At 62.1% G+C, this 17,942-nt stretch carries 18 protein-coding genes; 7 read left to right on the top strand and 11 right to left on the bottom strand.

The window, feature by feature from the left end; all coding sequences use genetic code 11:
* Window positions 1-13 precede the first annotated feature (13 nt).
* From AC56QX_RS23315 to AC56QX_RS23305, 3 genes are all read left to right on the top strand, one after another.
* Window positions 14-883: an NAD(P)-dependent oxidoreductase gene (locus tag AC56QX_RS23315; RefSeq protein WP_497110870.1), complete on the top strand. Its 870-nt coding sequence runs from the start codon at window positions 14-16 to the stop codon at window positions 881-883.
* 6 nt (window positions 884-889) lie between these two features.
* Complete coding sequence (locus tag AC56QX_RS23310) at window positions 890-1,594, top strand: DNA alkylation repair protein (RefSeq protein WP_497110868.1); 705 nt, start codon at window positions 890-892, stop codon at window positions 1,592-1,594.
* Between the two features lie 85 nt (window positions 1,595-1,679).
* A complete protein-coding gene (locus AC56QX_RS23305) occupies window positions 1,680-2,243 on the top strand; it encodes a DUF3299 domain-containing protein (protein ID WP_497110867.1) in 564 nt (187 codons plus the stop codon).
* Window positions 2,244-2,249: 6 nt separating this feature from the next.
* Here the strand turns inward: AC56QX_RS23305 and AC56QX_RS23300 are convergent, their stop codons facing one another.
* The 4 genes from AC56QX_RS23300 to AC56QX_RS23285 all read right to left on the bottom strand — a co-directional run bounded on the left by AC56QX_RS23300 (window position 2,250) and on the right by AC56QX_RS23285 (window position 4,730).
* Complete coding sequence (locus AC56QX_RS23300; protein ID WP_006205209.1) at window positions 2,250-2,741, bottom strand: Lrp/AsnC family transcriptional regulator; 492 nt, start codon at window positions 2,739-2,741, stop codon at window positions 2,250-2,252.
* 108 nt (window positions 2,742-2,849) lie between these two features.
* Window positions 2,850-3,524 (bottom strand): uracil-DNA glycosylase family protein, encoded by a 675-nt coding sequence (locus tag AC56QX_RS23295; protein WP_497110866.1) that lies wholly within the window; start codon window positions 3,522-3,524, stop codon window positions 2,850-2,852.
* Window positions 3,464-4,075: a glutathione S-transferase gene (locus tag AC56QX_RS23290; protein ID WP_497110864.1), complete on the bottom strand. Its 612-nt coding sequence runs from the start codon at window positions 4,073-4,075 to the stop codon at window positions 3,464-3,466. The genes AC56QX_RS23295 and AC56QX_RS23290 overlap by 61 nt, the downstream gene beginning before the upstream one ends.
* A 34-nt stretch (window positions 4,076-4,109) precedes the next feature.
* Window positions 4,110-4,730, bottom strand: a complete 621-nt coding sequence (locus AC56QX_RS23285) for a thermonuclease family protein (protein WP_497110863.1) — start codon at window positions 4,728-4,730, stop codon at window positions 4,110-4,112.
* 76 nt (window positions 4,731-4,806) lie between these two features.
* Here AC56QX_RS23285 and AC56QX_RS23280 point away from each other — a divergent pair, with 76 nt between their 5' ends.
* Window positions 4,807-6,327, top strand: a complete 1,521-nt coding sequence (locus tag AC56QX_RS23280; RefSeq protein WP_497110861.1) for a sensor histidine kinase — start codon at window positions 4,807-4,809, stop codon at window positions 6,325-6,327.
* A gap of 32 nt (window positions 6,328-6,359) precedes the next feature.
* On the opposite strand, the gene AC56QX_RS23275 is transcribed toward AC56QX_RS23280, so the two are convergent.
* Window positions 6,360-7,358 (bottom strand): nicotinate-nucleotide--dimethylbenzimidazole phosphoribosyltransferase, encoded by a 999-nt coding sequence (locus AC56QX_RS23275; RefSeq protein ID WP_497110859.1) that lies wholly within the window; start codon window positions 7,356-7,358, stop codon window positions 6,360-6,362.
* Window positions 7,359-7,555: 197 nt separating this feature from the next.
* Between AC56QX_RS23275 and AC56QX_RS23270 the strand changes: the two genes are divergently transcribed.
* Both AC56QX_RS23270 and AC56QX_RS23265 read left to right on the top strand, forming a co-directional pair.
* On the top strand, window positions 7,556-7,786 hold the full coding sequence (locus tag AC56QX_RS23270; protein ID WP_258583734.1) for a DUF1289 domain-containing protein: 231 nt from the start codon (window positions 7,556-7,558) through the stop codon (window positions 7,784-7,786).
* A 109-nt stretch (window positions 7,787-7,895) separates the two neighbouring features.
* Complete coding sequence (locus AC56QX_RS23265) at window positions 7,896-8,603, top strand: TIGR02281 family clan AA aspartic protease (RefSeq protein ID WP_497110858.1); 708 nt, start codon at window positions 7,896-7,898, stop codon at window positions 8,601-8,603.
* A gap of 85 nt (window positions 8,604-8,688) precedes the next feature.
* Here AC56QX_RS23265 and dusA read toward each other — a convergent pair whose 3' ends face one another.
* Window positions 8,689-9,687: a tRNA dihydrouridine(20/20a) synthase DusA gene (dusA, locus tag AC56QX_RS23260; RefSeq protein ID WP_497110857.1), complete on the bottom strand. Its 999-nt coding sequence runs from the start codon at window positions 9,685-9,687 to the stop codon at window positions 8,689-8,691.
* 115 nt (window positions 9,688-9,802) lie between these two features.
* On the opposite strand from dusA, the gene AC56QX_RS23255 reads away from it, so the two are divergent.
* The gene (locus AC56QX_RS23255) at window positions 9,803-10,864 is read left to right on the top strand and encodes a site-specific integrase (RefSeq protein ID WP_497110855.1); all 1,062 of its coding nucleotides are present in this window, start codon (window positions 9,803-9,805) and stop codon (window positions 10,862-10,864) included.
* Between the two features lie 339 nt (window positions 10,865-11,203).
* On the opposite strand, the gene AC56QX_RS23250 is transcribed toward AC56QX_RS23255, so the two are convergent.
* The 5 genes from AC56QX_RS23250 to AC56QX_RS23230 form a co-directional block, all read right to left on the bottom strand.
* Window positions 11,204-11,368, bottom strand: a complete 165-nt coding sequence (locus AC56QX_RS23250; RefSeq protein WP_497110854.1) for a hypothetical protein — start codon at window positions 11,366-11,368, stop codon at window positions 11,204-11,206.
* Between the two features lie 103 nt (window positions 11,369-11,471).
* Window positions 11,472-11,981, bottom strand: coding sequence for a hypothetical protein (locus tag AC56QX_RS23245; protein WP_352893774.1), 510 nt, complete (start codon window positions 11,979-11,981; stop codon window positions 11,472-11,474).
* Window positions 11,982-12,010: 29 nt separating this feature from the next.
* The gene (locus AC56QX_RS23240; RefSeq protein WP_497110852.1) at window positions 12,011-13,591 is read right to left on the bottom strand and encodes a S8 family serine peptidase; all 1,581 of its coding nucleotides are present in this window, start codon (window positions 13,589-13,591) and stop codon (window positions 12,011-12,013) included.
* A gap of 96 nt (window positions 13,592-13,687) precedes the next feature.
* Window positions 13,688-16,207 (bottom strand): phospholipase D-like domain-containing protein, encoded by a 2,520-nt coding sequence (locus AC56QX_RS23235; RefSeq protein ID WP_497110850.1) that lies wholly within the window; start codon window positions 16,205-16,207, stop codon window positions 13,688-13,690.
* Window positions 16,208-16,242: 35 nt separating this feature from the next.
* Window positions 16,243-17,919: a hypothetical protein gene (locus AC56QX_RS23230; protein ID WP_497110848.1), complete on the bottom strand. Its 1,677-nt coding sequence runs from the start codon at window positions 17,917-17,919 to the stop codon at window positions 16,243-16,245.
* Between the last annotated feature and the right edge of the window lie 23 nt (window positions 17,920-17,942).

The following is a 17,942-nucleotide window of genomic DNA, read 5'->3' as shown; positions in this document are numbered from 1 at the left end:
GAAGGGCAAGCTTATGGCATCTGTGGCATTTCTCGGTCTTGGCGTTATGGGCTACCCCATGGCCGCACATCTCGCGAACAAGGGCGGCCACGAGGTCACCGTCTACAACCGCACCAAGGCCAAGGCCGAGCAATGGGTCGGCCAGCATGGCGGCAGCTTTGCCGTGACGCCGGCGCAAGCCGCTGAAGGCAAGGATTTTGTCTTTTCCTGCGTCGGCAATGACGATGATCTGCGCTCGGTGACGACCGGTCCGGAAGGCGCCTTCAAATCGATGAAGAAAGGCTCGGTCTTCATCGACAACACCACGGCCTCGGCGGAAGTCGCGCGTGAACTGGCCGCCGCCGCGCAAGCCGGCGGATTCTCCTTTCTTGATGCGCCGGTCTCCGGTGGCCAGGCCGGCGCCGAGAACGGCGTGCTGACCGTCATGGTCGGCGGCGACCAGGCTGCGTTCGACAAGGCGAGGCCGGTCATCGACGCTTATGCCCGCATGGTCGGGCTGATGGGATCGGCGGGTGCTGGCCAGCTGACCAAGATGATCAACCAGATCTGCATCGCTGGACTGGTGCAGGGACTGTCGGAAGGCATCCATTTCGGCAAGCAGGCCGGGCTCGACATCGAGAAGGTGATCGAGGTGATTTCCAAGGGTGCCGCCGGGTCCTGGCAGATGGAGAACCGGCACAAGACGATGAATGCCGGCAAGTATGATTTCGGCTTCGCCGTCGACTGGATGCGCAAGGACCTCGGCATCTGCCTGGCGGAGGCCGACCGCAACGGCGCCAGGCTGCCGGTGACAGCACTTGTCGACCAGTTCTACAAGGATGTGCAGGCAATGGGCGGCAAGCGCTGGGACACGTCCTCGCTGCTGGCGCGGCTTGAGAAGTAGGCGACCATGCCGCTGCCCGCTCCGGATTGGACCGCGCAGGACATCGTCGCGCATCTGCGCTCGGTCGGCACCGCGGAAAACCGCGCCGGGATGGCGCGGTTCGGCATCAACACCGCGACCGCGCTCGGCGTCGGCAATACGGATTTGCGACCATTGGCGCGCAAGGTGAAGCGCAACCACGAGCGGTCCCTGGCGCTGTGGGCCAGCGGCATTCGCGAAGCGCGGCTGATGGCGGCTTTCACCGGCGAACCGAAGAAGATCAGCATCGAAGAATGCCGCCGCTGGGCCGGCGATTTCGATTCCTGGGAAGTCGTCGACACCGTCTCTGATCTGTTCGTCGATACGCCGTTTTGGCGCACGTTAATCGAGGAGTTCGCGGCCGACGAGCGTGAGTTCGTTCGCCGCACGGCCTTTGCCATGTTGGCATGGGCAGCCGTGCATTTGAAAAAGGAACCGGATGCAACGTTCTTGTCCTATTTGCCTTTGATCGAAGCCCATGCCGGCGATGAGCGCAACTTCGTCAGGAAAGCGGTCAACTGGGCGCTGCGGCAGATCGGCAAGCGCTCGATGAGCCTACACGCCCCTGCCCTAGCCCTTGCCCAGAAACTCGCTGGCTCCCTGGGCAAGACAGGACGCTGGATCGGCAAGGACGCCGTGAGGGAACTGTCGGATGCCAAGACACTCGGACGCCTCGCCACCAAAGGCTTCTGAATGGCCGGTTCTCGCCGACATGTGATGCGGCTCGAGCATTGACGTCATTGGCCTCGGCGTCTTTACTCCCGCAAAGGAAGCAGCCATGAATAATTTCTCATCAAGCTTGGCGCTCGCGGCCGCACTGTCTCTCTCCGCCGCCAACACCTCGGCCGAGACCATACACATTTTCTGGAAGGATTTGCGCCCGGCGACCCAGGCGGTCGCTGAAGACGCCGGCCTGCCGATGATTGCGGCAAAATTGCCCGATCATGGCGAGACGCTGTCTGTCGATTTGCAGGACAAGACCGTACAATTAGCCGGCTATGCATTGCCGGTCGATCGCGACGGCGACCTAGTCTATCAGTTCCTGCTGGTGCCATGGACCGGCGCGTGCAGCCACATGCCGACGCCGCCGCCCAACCAGATCGTGCTGGTCACGCCAGCCCATCCCTACAAGATGTCGCAAGCCTACCAGTCGGTCGCCGTCACCGGCGCCTTGAAGCCGGACATGGAAAAGAGCCAGCTGTTCATTCTCGACGGCGTCAGCGTCATCCAGTCCGGCTATAGCGTGCGCAAGGCGAATGTAGTCGGTGTCGACACCGTACCGGACACCGTTACGCTGCCGGTGAACTCGCCCTGGAGTTTCCTCAACAAAAAGAAGAGTTGATGGTGCTCAGGCCGCGTTGGCACCCGATTCCTTGTCCAGCACCATGTAGTCGAGCGGGATTTCGGTCGTGTACTTGATCTGCTCCATGGCGAAGGACGACGACACGTCTCGGATCTCGATCTTGGCGATCAGCCGCTTGTAGAAGGCATCGTAGGCGGCGATGTCGGGAACGACGACGCGCAGCAGGTAGTCGACGTCGCCGCTCATGCGGTAGAACTCGACCACCTCGGGAAACTCCTGGATGACCTCGGAAAACCGCCGCAGCCATTCATGGCTGTGCGAGTTGGTGCGGATCGAGACGAAGACGGTGACCCGCACATTGACCTTCTCATGGTCGAGAATGGCGACGCGCCGCTTGATGACGCCCTCCTCCTCGAGCTTCTGGATGCGGCGCCAGCAGGGCGTCGTCGACAGGCCGACTTTCTTGGCGACATCGGCCACCGCGAGCGTCGCGTCCTCCTGCAGGAGGCGTAGAATTTTTCGGTCAAGGCGGTCCATTAGAGGCTCCTGGGGGAATAGTTTGTCTATATTCCCTCTTATTCGAGGCTTTCACAAGAAAGAAATTCTGCCAATCGCCACTAAAGCGAGTGATTTCTTGCTGAATGCCTAGCCGAGGCGATAGCGGATTTCCGAGCGCAGGAAAGGCAGCAAATCCATTTCAAACCATGGATTCTGCTTCAGCCAGCCGCTATTGCGCCAGGACGGATGGGGCAGCGGCAGCACTTTCGCACCGATGGAACTCTCCCAGATGGCGCGCCAGTCCATCACCGTTTCCGTCAGCGAGGGTCGGCGCGCGGCGCCCATATGCCAGGACTGCGCATAGATGCCTATCGTCAGCACCAGATCTATTCGCGGCATCAGCGCCATCAACGGCGCGCGCCAGGCCGGCGCGCATTCGCGCCTGGGCGGCAGGTCGCCGCCCTTGGCATCCTGGCCGGGAAAGCAGAAGCCCATCGGCACGATGGCGAATTTCTCGATGTCGTAGAATTCGTCGCTGGTCACACCCAGCCAGCTGCGCAAGCGGTCACCCGAAGCATCGGTGAACGGCATACCCGACAGGTGCACCTTGGTTCCTGGCGCCTGGCTGGCGATCAGGATGCGGGCGCTGGACGAGGGCCGCAACACCGGCCGCGGCTCATGCGGCAGCGGCTTGCCGATAGGGTTTTCGATGCAGATGCGGCAGGCCCGGACCTCTGCTGCAAAACTGTCCAGTTCCGCACTCAAGCGGCGGCACTCGGCCGGCTGGAGACCGCCTGATGCCAGCGCAACACATGGGTACATTCGTCCGGCACCTTGATGCGCGCCGGCTTCATGAAGTCGACCGCGATCAGTCCGGTGATATCGGCAATCGAATAGCTGTCGCCGGCGACGAATTCGCGGCTCGCCAGCTCGTCGTCGAGGATTTTCAGGAATGCGACCGCCTTCGGCTTGTTGGCCTCGCCCCATTCGGGGATCTGCGGAATTTCCCATTCCTTCATGGCTGGATGGATGTGGCGAAAAGCCTGAGCGACGCAACTGAGCAGGTTGAACTCCATCCGCCTCTGCCACATCTCGACCTGGGCCTTGCCGAGCGCGCCACGCCCGAACAGGGCGGGCTCGGGGTGCAACTCCTCGAAATAGCGGCAGATGGCGACGGATTCGGTGATGATGGTGCCGTCGTCAAGCTCCAGCACCGGCAGGCGTTGCAAAGGATTGCGCGAGCTCACCGTTTGGCTCTTGTGCTCCAGCGCGCCCATGTCGACAGACACCAGCGGAACCGCGATGCCCTTCTCGGCAAGGAAAACGCGAACCCGCCGTGGATTGGGCGCCCGGCCGCCGTCATAGAGCTTCATTCGATCCTCCCTTTTCCTTCCCAGCCAAGGCACTTCACCAGAAGCGAAAGATCTCGCGTACGGCATCGCCGATCGACGCCAGCGTGCCGTGCTTTCGCTCCACGACCTCGCCATGATGACTGTCGCGCCAGTCCTGCGGCCGGTCGAACGTGCCTGCCCAGATACCGACCTTTGCCGCGCGGGCAGTCGCTTCATCACTTTCGTAGTCGCCGAAGGCAACGGCCCAACCCGCCTCGACCTGGGCGCGGTTGAGATCCGTGCCGCCGGCCTTGCAGTCGCCAAGCAGCCGGCCATAGCGATCCCGCTGCCAGCCGCTGCAGGTGACCGGCCTGCCAGCAATCAGACGCACCAGCGCCTGGCGCGCCAGCGTGCCACAGGCATAATCCGCACCGTTCCTGCGGCAGGTCTGGGTGTATTCCGGGGCGTCGATGCCGCGCATGCGGATGCGCTCGGCGCCAAGTGTGATGGAATCGCCGTCATTGATGATGGCGGCACCTTGCGTCTGGCGCGTTTCCACCCGATCGAGGCGCGCCGCCAGCAGGATCAGCAGTCCCAGAATGACTGTCGTAAGCCCATAATCCAGAAGCCGCCGCCACGGGCTCCTGGGCACCGATGCGTACCGTCGGCGCGATCTCGGCGACCATGAACGGCTCATATGGCAAACGGTTGGTTAATCATTCGAACGTAGCTTAACACCTTGAAATCGCTGCGCGCATAAATTGAAGCTTTTGATGCCCTTGCAACGCTCGAACACAGCGGACAAGTTCATTGTGGACCGCAGGAAACCCCATCGCAACACCGATGTGGCGCGCGCGGTGCGCAAGACGCGCGACCGTCTTTCGCAGCAGGCCGGCAATCCCGATTTCGACCGCGAACTGCTGAAACTCCACGCGCGCGCCATGACAAGCGGCGCGGTCGTCATCCCGTTGCTCGTCCTGGCGATCGCTGCAGTCGGCCGGCTCGCCGGCGTCGGCAACGAGATCGGGCTTTGGGCGCTGTTCACACTCATCTCCTATACGATCGTCGTCTTCATGGCGCGGCGCATCGAGCGCACGGAAGCTTCCGAGCTCAACCCCTTGAAAGCAAGGCGGGAATTCCTGGTCGGCCATTTCCTTTGCGGCCTCGGCTGGGGCTGGTTCGTCTGGCTTGGCTGCGCCGTCTGTCAGGTCGACCAGTTCCAGTTGGTCAAGGCGGTGGTGCTGCTGCTCGCCATGGCGGCGACTGCGGTCATGGCCTCGTCTCTAGGCGGCGCGCTGTTGGCAACCTTTGCCGTTCCGGTGACGCTCTATGCCTTTGCCGGGGTAAAGCTGTGGATGCCGGTCGAAGCGATCATGGCCGGGTTGCTCGTCGTGTCGCTGCCCTTCTTCGAACATATCGCCCGTCACCTCAACCGCTCCTCCCTGATGCTGTTGTCGTTCCGCTCCGAAAAGGATGCGTTGATCGCCGAAGTGGAGACGGCGAAATCCATGTCGGACGAGGCGCGGCGGCGGGCCGAGGACGCCAATCTGGCAAAGTCGCGGTTCCTGGCTTCGATGAGCCATGAACTGCGCACTCCGCTCAACGCCATTCTCGGCTTTTCCGAGGTGATGGCGAACGAGGTGCTGGGGCCGATGAGCAATCCCACCTATCGCGACTACGCCCATGACGTGCATGATTCCGGCCAGCATCTGCTCGACCTGATCAACGAGATCCTCGACCTGTCGCGCATCGAGGCCGGGCGCTACCAGCTCAACGAGGAGCCGGTGATGTTGCTCAACATCGTCGAGGATTGCTGCCATATGATGGAGTTGAGGGCGCGCAACAAGGATATCCGCGTCATCCAGGATTTCGAACAGACATTGCCGCGGCTCTTCGCCGACGAGCGCGCCGTGCGCCAGATCACCCTCAACCTTCTGTCCAATGCCATAAAATTCACCGCCACCGGCGGCGAGATCCGCGTCCGTGTCGGCTGGACGGCGGGCGGCGGACAATACATTTCGATCAAGGACAATGGCCCCGGCATTCCCGAGGACGAGATTCCGATCGTGCTCTCAGCCTTCGGCCAGGGCTCGATCGCCATCAAGAGTGCCGAACAGGGCACCGGGCTTGGCCTGCCGATCGTGCAAGGCCTGCTCGCCATGCATGGCGGCGAGTTCGAGCTTCATTCCAAGCTGCGCGAAGGCACCGAGGCGATCGCCATCTTCCCGCTGAGCCGCGTGATGGAAGAGCTGCCGGCACTGCCGACCGCCGCGGTCGCGGCGCGCCGGCGCTAGCAGACTACACCGCGCCTAGTTGTGCCTCGTGGCTATCCCCGAACAGCCGCCGCCATGCCCGAGCTGGTCAGCGCCGCCGCCTTGACCAGGCCTGCGCCAAGGGCTGCCCCTGCCCCTTCGCCATGGCTTATGCCCAGGTCGAGCAAAGGGCGCAAGCCAAGCAACTCGGCGGCCCTGGCGTGCGCGGGCTCAGGCGACAGGCTGGCGAGAAGACAATGGTCGAGCGCTGCGGGGTTCGCGACATGAAGCACCGCCGCGGCTGCCGTTGCCGCGAAGCCGTCAATCAGCACGGGAATCTTCTGCATCCGCGCGGCGAGAATGGCGCCGGCTATCGCCGCGAACTCGCGGCCGCCGACGCGGCGCAGCACCTCCAGCGGGTCTTCGAGATGGCCGTGGTGAAAGGCCAGCACCGCATCGACCACCTCCGCCTTGCGCGCCTGCATCGCCGCATCGGCGCCGGATCCCGGGCCGACCCAGTCGGCACCCCTGCCCCCGAACAGCGCGGCGAGCAGCGCGGCGGCGACGGTGGAATTGCCGACGCCGAGATCGCCGAGGCAAATCAAATCGGTACCGCCGGCAATCGCTTCCATGCCGAAGGCCATGGTGGCCGCGCAACCGCGTTCGTCGAGCGCGGCGTCATCGGTGATGTCGCCCGTTGGGATGTGCAGGGCAAGATCGAAGACTTTCAACCCGAGATCATTGGCGATGCAGATCTGGTTGATCGCCGCACCGCCGGCCGCACAAAGCTCGACCGCGTTGGCGGTTGCCGCCACCGTTCGCGGCGAAATGCCGTGCCTGACAACACCGTGGTTGCCGGCAAAGACCGCCATCAGCGGTCTTGTCACGGCGGGCGGAGCCCGGCCGCTCCATGCGGCAAGCCACGCCGCGATGTCCTCGATGCGGCCAAGCGAATGCGCCGGCTTATCGGCCTCGGCAAACAGCGTGTGCACGCGCGCTTCGGCTTTGAGGTCGGCTGCCGGCAGATTGTCGAGCAGATTGCGAAAATCGTCGAAAGGCAGAGCGCTGGTCATGTCGTGAGCAATCATTCCTGGAGTTGGTGAGCGGCATAGCCGCGTTGCGTGATCGGCACAACCTCTCCCAAACATCCGCCTTGATTGCCGCAAAGATGGCCTGGAAAGGCGCGATCGCGAGGGCTTGCATTGGCTTTGCCGGTGCACCATGTGGAGGTGAATGAGCGGATTCCGCACGGATCCCTCGAGAGAAAGTCATGACGGTTATCGAATCCCCCTGCATCCTAGTCTGTTCGATCGACATGAAAACCGGCTTCTGCTTCGGTTGCGGTCGCACGCGCGAGGAAATCGGTGCCTGGATGGGGATGACGCCGGAGACGCGCCGCAATGTGATGGCCGAATTGCCGGCCCGGCTGGAAACGGTCGAGCGCCGGCCGCGGCGGGAAACACGCCGCACCCGGATGGCGCGCGAACGCGACGCACTTTAGGGTTCACCCTTTCACGGAAACGGCGGATCGCTCTAACTCATTGTTTTAACGCAATTCCGGACGAAGAACGTTTCGCACTTTTCCTGGAATTTGCTCTAGCGAGGCACGTATGAGCAGTCGGCTGTTTTGGATTTTGATGGCGGTGATCGGCGTGGGAGCAGTCCTGCTCATGCTCAACGATTCCGCCGGCCGCACGCTGGGTGTCGAGAATTACGATTTTGGCCGGCTGATCTGGCTTGGCGCCTTCGGCGCTCTCATCGGCGCCGGCCTGCTGCGCTCGGGCCGCCCGTTGGGCGCCATGGCCCGCAACCTCGGCGCCTGGGCCGCAATCGTGCTGGCGCTGATCGCCGGCTACCAGTATCGCTACGAACTGCAGGACGTCGCCAGCCGGGTGACCGCAGGCCTCGTTCCCGGCAGCCCGCTGGCGCTTGGCGTCGAAGACGGTCACGCCACGGTGACGCTCGACAAGGCCGACAATGGCCATTTCGAAGCGCGCATCCTAGTCAACGGCAACCCGGTGCGCGCCGTAGTCGATACCGGCGCGACCAGCACGGTTCTGACGTCGGAAGATGCGCAGGCCGCCGGCTTCAACCCGGCCGCGCTCAACTACACAATACCGGTTTCGACCGCCAACGGCATGGCGCGCGCCGCGGCGGTCAAAACCGACGCGGTGGCGATCGGCGGCATCGTGCGCAAGGACATGTCGGTGATGGTCGCAGCCCCCGGCATGCTAAGCCAAAGCCTGCTCGGCATGAACTTCATCGGCTCGCTGTCGGGCTTCGACGTGCGCGGTGACCGCATGATCCTTAGGGACTGAGCAATTCCAGGAAAAGTGTGAGCGGTTTTCCCGGGAAAGCGCGTAGCGGTTTCCCTTGGGAATTGCGTCAAAACAAGAGTCTAGATCAGGCCGCTTCGGCCGCCCTTCCACCGAATTCGACAGCTGCGAAAGCCGTCTTCAGCACGTCGGGCCCGGCACCGGGCCGGTTTGCGTCGGTCGACAGGATCTGGCGATAGCGACGTGCGCCGGGCAGCCCATGGAACAGTCCGACCATATGGCGGGTGACATGGCCGAGCCGCCCGCCCTGCTCGATATGGCGCGCCGCATAATCTGCCATCACATCGATCAGCGCGGCGAAATCGAACGCCTCGGGCTTCGCGCCGTAGAAGGCGGCATCCACGCCAGCCAGAATGCCCGGTGTGTGGTAGGCGGCACGGCCAAGCATGGCGCCGTCGACATGATCGACATGCGCGCGCGCCTCCTCAAGCGACTGAATGCCGCCATTGATACCAATGAATTCGTTCGGCTTTTTGGCCTTCAGCCGGTAGACCCTGTCATAGTCGAGCGGCGGGATGTCACGGTTTTCCTTGGGGCTTAGCCCTTCCAGCCACGCCTTGCGCGCATGCACCCACAAGGCGTCAGCGCCGGCCTTGAAAACCCCGTCCGCCAGCGCATCGAGCGCGGGCTCCGGATCCTGTTCGTCGACGCCGATGCGGCATTTGACGGTGACGGGAATGGTCACCGCCGCTTTCATCACCGCGACGCACTCGGCGACGAGATCGGGCACCTTCATCAGGCAGGCGCCGAAAGTGCCCGACTGGACGCGGTCGGACGGGCAGCCGACATTGAGGTTGATCTCGTCATAGCCGAACGCTTCGCCAATGCGCGCCGCCTCGGCAAGCTTTACCGGATCCGAGCCGCCAAGCTGCAGCGCGACCGGATGTTCCGCGTCATCGAAGCCGAGCAGCCTCTCGCGCGCCCCGTGGATGACCGCGTCAGCCACCACCATCTCGGTATAGAGCAACGCACGGCTCGTCAGCTGGCGATGGAAGAACCGGCAATGCCGGTCCGTCCAATCCATCATGGGTGCAATAGCCAGTCTATGCTCTTGATTTTCCGCCATTTTTTCTTTAACATCAAATCGTTAGAACCTGCCGAGTGCACACGAATTTACGCCAGAATACGACCCTTTTCGCCACGTTTCGATCTCTCAGTGCACACAGAGCGCACACGAAAAAATGGCCACCTACACAAAACTCTCGTCCGGTTCCTGGCGTGTCCAAGTCCGTCGCAAGGGTCGCTACGTCAGCGAGACCTTCCTGCGCCGAGACGACGCACGGCGCTGGGCAACCGAAGCCGAGCGCCAAGTCGATCGTGGTGAGACGCCGACCAAGTCCCGTATAGCCCGCCTGAAAACTTTCGGTGAACTCATCGACCTTCATATCGACGACATGTGCGATGTAGGCAAGTCCCCTCGCCGCTCCAAGGCCGCGGCTCTCGATTTGCTCCAAAGACATCTGGGGAAGTGCAACCTCGCGGCTCTCGATCGCGAACGGCTCATTCGTTTTGGGCGCGACCGGGCCGCCCAAGGTGCCGGACCAATGACGCTCGGCATCGACATCGGCTTTGTAAAACTCATTCTGGCTCATGCCGCTGCGGTGCACGGCCTGCCCGTCAAGGTCGAACCGGTTGATCTCGCGCGTATTGCCCTAAAGAGGCTTGGCCTCGTTGGGAAGGGCAATCAGCGCGACAGGAGGCCAACCCAGGATGAACTCGACAGGCTCATCGCCCACTTCGATGCAAATCCTCGTCAAATAGCGCCGGTTGGTCAGATAATACGTTTCGCCGTCGCAACCGCGATGCGCCAGGAGGAAATCTGCAAGGCGCGGTGGTCCGACATGGACGCCCGCACGCGGATGCTTCTCATCCGTGACCGGAAAGACCCGCGAAACAAAAACGGGAACAATCAACGCATACCCTTGTTCGCGGCAACTGGGTACGACGCATGGGCCATTGTCGAGGAGCGACTGGCCAAGCGAAGCAATGACGATGATCGAATATTCCCATTCAATCATAGGTCAGTCGGCACCGCCTTCCGTCTAGGGTGCGCTGAACTGGACATCCACGACCTTCATTTTCATGACTTGCGTCACGAAGGCACGAGCCGTCTTTTCGAGGCCGGATTCACGATCGAACAAGTTGCGCTGGTAACTGGGCACAAGGACTGGAAAATGTTGAGGCGCTACACCCATCTGAAGCCGGAGGCTCTCCACTCGCTGTTGGCAGCGCGCGCAGCATAGATATGAGTGTCATAAGGTTTCCCTATAGAACAAGCCCCACTCGATTGTTTCTAACTCAGCTAGGCCATTGATCTAGCTGGGTTTTTTCTTGCTTGCGGCACCGAAAGCCGACGCATGGTCCGTCAAAAAGTTACGCTTTTGATTTTACAGGGAAAATCGCCGCAAAAAATATTTTGAGGTTTCACCAACTATCGGGACCAATCGGGCGATTTTTGCACTTTGCGGCGTTCGAGGCGCCCCCAGCCGACTCGAAAAAGTACCGTCACCGCTCCAGCTAGTGCATTTTTCGTTGCAAAATCAATGGTCATGGTGGACCAGCCGCGTGAGAGGCAAGATAGGTCATGGCCCCAAAATCGAAACCCGCCCGTGCTGCTGCTCGACGGCGGCGGCGAACTCACCGGCCGCATCGACATCAAAGCGAGCAAAGGCGGCAAGCGGTCCCAATTCGCCGGCGGCGGCCTCGAGCTTGGCCGCCAGGTGCCGATGGGACGCGGGCAGGCCCATCAATTTTTCTTCGACGGCTGTCCCAAGGTCGCTTCGTTCCGTCGGAAAACTACTGTCAGAGCAGTACCGAGAGGTTTCGTTGTCGCGCGCGATAGCAGAAGCGTTATCGAGCTAGGTTACGCCCACCAAGTGCCTCGATTAGCACCGGTTCAGCGTATTCAACCTTCTGGGATGTCGTCAGCAACTTGGCGGTCTCGACCGAATCCGTGACGGCATTGGCCTGACTTGGACCGACAGTGTAGAGATTTGGTGCAAAGCCCAGTTGCCGCCTGATCAAGAGACCGTGCTCTTTCAGAAGACTCTCAATTTCGGGAACTGACGCCTCTCCGGCGAACCGCACATTCAAATTGCCGCTATCGATCTTGAGGTGACCGTCGCTGTCCTTGAAAACCGCCCTTGCGCCGGTTTGGTTCACCCGCGATGTCGACTCGACAAATGCCCAACCAGCTCTGGTGAAGTTGTCGACATCGTCACGTGGCAGCATCGACACCGCCTGCGGCGCTCGGCCTGGATCGCTTCCAACTGTTCCCGGCGGCCCAGGCGGGACGGCAGACACGCCTTCGACCCGTTTAAGATCGTCAAGCTTTTCAGCCGAAGTCTCTTTGTCTGACATCACCATCCTGTACGGGGGCCGGAATGATGCTAGACGATTGCCGGCGCGGCTGCGACAGCTTTCTCAGCATTCACTCTCCCATATCCAAACCTTGGATTTCTACCATTACCATAGTTTAGTGGCCCAATTTTGTCACATGTCGATCGGAGTAGATCTCGAAGCTGGGTGCTTGTGAGCGCAAGATTTTGCGACAGGGCGAGCGCTGCGACGCCTGTTGCGCAAGGTGCAGCGAAACTCGTCCCGGTCGTTGCTGCGTAGCCGCCCCCGCTGGCCGGAATAAAGACCTGGACTCCCGGCGCCAAGAACTCCAACTCCGGGCCGAAGCCCGAGCCATTGTCGGTATCCGCCGATGTCGAGCGTCCAACCGCACAGACCCTCGGATGCGAACAGACCTGATCCGAGCTGACGGGGAAATTGCCGTTGGTGCATGCCCAGAAAATCGCGACCCCTTTGCCCTGGCGGCCCTGCGTTGCGGCGAAGTCGATGGCGTCCGATAAAACTTGTCGAAGCGTCCAAAGTGCCGTGTTGGGTCCGAGCGAGCACGAGATAACGTCAGCACCAACCTGGCCAGCCACGCCTCCCGGTTCCAGCGAAGGCTGGGCAGCGTAAGCAATTGCGCGTGCGAGCGTACTTTGCGTTCCGACCTGATCGCCCATACATGCGATCATGTTAAGTTCGCTGCCGAACGCGACGCCACAGCCTCCAATGCCGTTGCCTTCTTTTGCCGCTATCATACCCGCGCAGGCGGTGCCGTGATTTTGGTCTGGCATGCTGGCCGTACCACGTATGAAGTCCGCATCGGAGAAATCCGCGGTTTGGCGGTACCAGCCGGACAAACTGCCGAAAGCCAGATCTGGATGACCTTTGTCAAAACCGTTGTCGATTATGGCGATGCGTACGCCTTCTCCTTTTGTTACGTCCCACGCGTTCTGGCAACCGATGCGGGGATGATGCCATTGCTGGGGATAGCTGGGATCCCCGGGCACATAGCGTGTTCCGATGTGCTCGATGAAATCAGGCTCGGCGAAAACGACGACGCCTTCCTGCATCAGTTCTGCGGCTACCGCGGTGGCAAAGCCCCTGGTGTTGGCCAAGCGATAGGTGTCGGGCGGCAATCCATCCGAACCGACGAGTACCAATCCGTGTCTCTTGAAGATTCGCTTTCGCTCAGCGGCCTTAACACCTGCTTCAAAGCGCAGAATTAGCCGCTCCGGCTCAAGCAGAATTCTGGATCCTTCCAGCATCACTCGGGATACCGACCCATTGCCTCCAACGTCCCGCCGCTGGGCCAGCGGCATTTGCGAGTAGCTGTCGGACCCGTGGAAGAAACCGATGCCGGCCTCAGCGAAGCCTGCCAGCTGTTCATCCGTTTCGATCGATCCGGAAAGCGTTGGCATGGCGGATTCGACCACATCGCCTGCAGACAGTTCGGAATCCAGCGCGGCGCGAGAGTCGACTTCGGCTACCGTCATGTCGCGTGCCCGCATGCTTCTGGCCACACCACGCCACTGTTCTCGTACCCCAACAGCCTGTCCGCTCGCCGTTGGGAAGACCCCCTCCAAAGGCTTGATCGCTGAGAGCTTTGCAAAAGCCAGATCTTTCACGCTCATGGGAATCTCCATTCTAATTGTCAGATTGCTTCGAAAGCACGGCCGCTTCAGTCATAGGTTTCATCACCCTGGGGCGGCGACAGTCTTCGCTTCCGGTCACGTGTCGCGGTAGTCACCGGTTGAAGACACCACGACACCTCCGGCTGCGAAATCGCCGGCGTTCCGCAAACCCTCCAGTGATCGCGCGATGATTTCGTCGGGCGTTTCAGCGGGCTCGCTCGACTGCCAGTCCGAGTCGAAGATTTCGGCGAAGTAGGCGGCAAGTCCGGCATGTTCGATCAGCAGGCTCGTCTCGCGGTTGGACATCAGACCCGTCGTCGACCAGTTCTGCGATCCGACCAGCACCTTCTCGTCGTCGACGACGACCAGCTTGTTGTGACAATGCACGAAGTGCCGCAGCGACAGATACCGGTAGTTTTCATCGAACTCGAAGCCGAAGTCCCGCATGGCCTTTTCGAACTTCTGTTTCTTGTCGCCAAACAGGTACTTTGGCGAGACGATGATCTTCACAACCAGGCCCGGATTTTCCGCACGAGCCTCCCCGATCGCGCTGAGCAATTCCTCGACGGCCGGTTGGCCGCCGCGGATATATTGCTGCTCGATGCGGATACTGCGGAGTGCCGAGCGCAGGAGCTCGCGGATGGCGCCGTGGAAATTTTCAGGCGTCACCAGCGGCGTGATCGCGATCGGTGCGGAGGGCGTGATCGTCAGGCTGGAAAACAGCCGTTCCGGCATCTCGCTCGGGGCGGCTTCGAAGAACATCTCGCTCGCCGCGGCGCCGTCGGCCTCCGCCACGACCGCGGGCGGCAGGTCCGGCGGCTCACCTAGCGCTAGGCGCATGTCGCGCGCAACGAGGTCCGAGAACAGCCTGGCGAGTTCGGTCGACTGCACCGCAACGCCCATGTCGCGGTTGCCCGGCTCGAAGCTGCCGACGACGACGCCGTCGCCCTCGTTAAACGGGATGCTGTTTTCCGACCAGTTGCCACTCTGGATCATGGCGATCTCGCCGTCGACGACGATGATCTTTTCGTGGGCGTTGCCGAAGTAACGGTTCGGATTGCCGGCGCTTTGCGATGGCGCCTTCACGCAATTGGCGCCGAGCATGCTGAGCTCCGCGAACAGGTTGGGATCGTCGTCCGCGTTGGTATCCAGCATTAAGGAGACCGACACGCCTCGCCGCATCGCCTTCTTGAGATGCTCCTTCATGTAGGAGGCGCTGAAGTCGTATATGCCAATGACGATGGAGTGCCGGGCGCTTTCGATCAGCTTCCTGGTGACCGCGTAGGTCGAATCGGGAGAGGCGAACGCCATGATGCGGCCGGAGACCGACCGGGTGGCGAAATGCTCCGGCGGTAGCTTCGGGTAAGGGATCAGGGCAGCCGGTGCGGCTTCGCTGTCGTCTTCCTCCCGTTCGCCGCGAAGCACCGCCGGCAGTCTCCGGAGCAAGGTCTCCATCCGCGCATTGGCGGCCAGCGCGAGATTGGGCGAGCGCGCGGCGCCCGGATCCGACAGCGCCGCCAGCGTGCGGGTGCCGAGAGCAGAGGCGGGAATCGCTTCCGGCGCCAAGGGTACGGCCGAAGCGACAGCACCGGGCAGCACGATGCGGCATCCGGCGAAAGGGGCGACCGTGCTCTGGCCGAGACGAGTTGCCAGGCCCTCCAGCTTCATCGTCACGAAGTCCGCGACCTGCCCGCCGAAGTCGATGCGCCGGCTCGCTATCATGATGTCGCCGACGGTGTAGCCGCGTCCGGCCGGCACCTCGAAGACGGCGCGGACGAAGTGTCCGTCACTGCCGCGGACGTAGCTCCAGAAGGTGCGCGGGTCCTCATTGTCCGGCGTCGTCCACCCCACCGGATTGAATTCGTGGAAGTATAGGCCGACCGGGTTGTTGAGGGTGATGTCGGCACGTTGCCTTGCCAGCGCATTGACCTGCTCGCCTATGAAGGGATCGCTGTTGCGCCCCTCGGAGCCGTAGAGCGAACAGCGGATCAATGCCTGCGCGTCGGTGATTTCCTGCGCGTCCCTCAGCCGCCGGATGGTCGCCGCGGCAGCGAGCCAGATCTCTGCGGTGAGCGTGTTTGCCTGCTGGATCAGGTGCATCGCACCGTTCGTGGTGGTGCTGTTGTAGCGGTTCTTCGGGGTATATTGGCCGGCAACGAACAGGTCCTCATGCTGGACCTGCGGCGAGACGAATTGGCGGTAGAGAGCCAGCACCTTTTCGGGATTCACCAACGCCAGCTCACTCCAGTATTCGGGCGGCTCGCAGGTGAAGGTGACGCGGACGATCTTGCCCGTTGCCGGATCACGGCTGACGCTCCACTCGCAATATTCGTCCTGAACGTCACGGCTGGCGTCGGCCCGCCGCCAGCGCTGGACCTCGCTCAACGAGGAACTGCGCACCTGGCGCGGAAAGGCGTTCCAGGCGATGGTCGCCACCTTCGCATCTTCCGCCGGCGGATTCACGAGTGGATTGAAGAACTGTGCGCGCGGCCCGTCATTCTCACCGGGATCTCCGGCGCGAGCCGAATCGAACCAAGCGGAGACTTTGGCGCTCCAGTTTTCTTTCTGTGCGTCGTCGAGGTCGTCGAGGTGTCCGGGCGGATCGAATCGAGGCATGGCGTTTTTGTCTCCCAGCAAATCAGTTGCGATGTTCAGACGTAAGGTGGTGGTGCTTGGAGGGATGGAATAGCCTCGGCTCGACCGGCGACGGTCATGCGCATGGCGGGTGCATCTTCCGGTATGTTCGTGCGCGGCGTGGTCAAGCGGAACTCCGCGAGGGGACGGCCGCGAAAGCGTCGCCGCCGGTATTCGGCAAGGCGGAACCAGCCGTCCACGACCTGAGGATCATCCACACCCGACTGCAGTGCGGCAAGATAATCGCCGATCCTCGCCGCAAAGGCGTTTGTGAAGCCGGCTGTCTCCCAGTTTGACAGGAATTCGCGCTCCGGGCTGTCGGCCGACGCCGCCTCTCCGGCTGCCGCCACGGCGCCCTCGACCGCCGCGACGAATCGCGTCTCCAGTTCCACCGCGGGGTCGGGGCTATGCACGCTGGCCGGTGTATGCTTCAGTAGCGCGGCGCGGCGGCCGGAAAATACCGGATTGGAGAAGTCCGTCATCGAGATGGCGGCGATCAGGCGTGCACTGGCGAGGCCTTTCAGCACCATCTGGTCGATCAGGTTGGTGTCTTCGAAGGCGGCCTCGGGGACGAGGAAGGCGAAATGCGTGTCACCTTCGACACGCATTTCGCCGTCGAAGCGATGGACATCGTAGCGCCGCAGGCAGTCGCGGTAGAGTTTTCCGGGGATGACGATCCTGGCGATGTCCGGGTTCGCGGGGATAAGAGACAGCGTATCGAACAGCACGTCGCGGTTGAGGAAGAATGACAGCGGCAATTCGAGCGGCGTTTCGTCAGTGAGAATATGGCTGGCAAGATCAGCCGTGACCAGATTGACCGTCGTCTCGGTCACCACCTGCCGCATGAACCAGTCGACATGTTGCCAGGCGCCGTCGGGCGCCACCGCCCTGGTTACACGCCTCTGGTTCCAGCGCGCTATTCCGGGGCGCACGACCTCGCGTTCCAAGCGCTCGGCCGACACGCGTGCTTGAAACAGCGGCTCGGCGCGCAAGCTGTCGTTCGGCGCCAACGCGTCTGCGTTGATGCCGGCCTGGGTCGAATGCCAATGCACCCAGGGCGGGCGCAGTTCCTTCATCACAGGGGCGCCGTTGACATGGCTGTCGAATGGACCCTGCTGTCCGCGTGTTTCGTCCCGCAAGGCGTGTTCCGACATGCCGGCCCAGAAGAAAGTTCCCTCTCGCCTCTCGTAGAAATTGAACACGCTGTGGGTCGTGTCCCAGCCGATGATCTGCAGAAAGGCTTGGTTGACGTCGGACTCGATCAATGTGCTGGCCGAAATCAGGAGCGGAAAATCATTCGCTCCCCGGGCGATCGCGAATCGGAAGCCGCGTCTTAGCCGGTCGGTCTCGGGTGTCCACGGGATGTGCCCGCCGTCGGCGACCAGGAAGACGAGCTGCTGCGGCAAGTCGTCCGAGGTACCGGCCAGCGCGTCGATCGCCGCAAGAAGCGCACGCAGCGTGAGCGGAAAAGGCTTGCCCGAGCGCAGCAGGCGGCCGAGCGGGTCGTCAAGCCCCAGCAATTCCTCGGCGGTCATCGGGCTCGGAATGACGTCCAGCCCAGCGATCCGCCGATAGAGGACATTTTTGTCGACGGCCTGTTGCAAAGCCGCGTCGGCTGGCGCCGCGCCGAGCGTCGTTGCCTGATAGGGATAGTTGCGGGTCGGAAAGCGCTGCTGCTCGCGGGTGATGCTCACTGTAGCCCCCGTCGCAAGACAGA

The sequence above is a fragment of the Mesorhizobium sp. RCAM 06353 genome (genome assembly GCF_059683585.1).
Note: the sequence above shows the minus strand (reverse complement) of the source record. Positions and strands in the feature narration are given on the sequence as shown.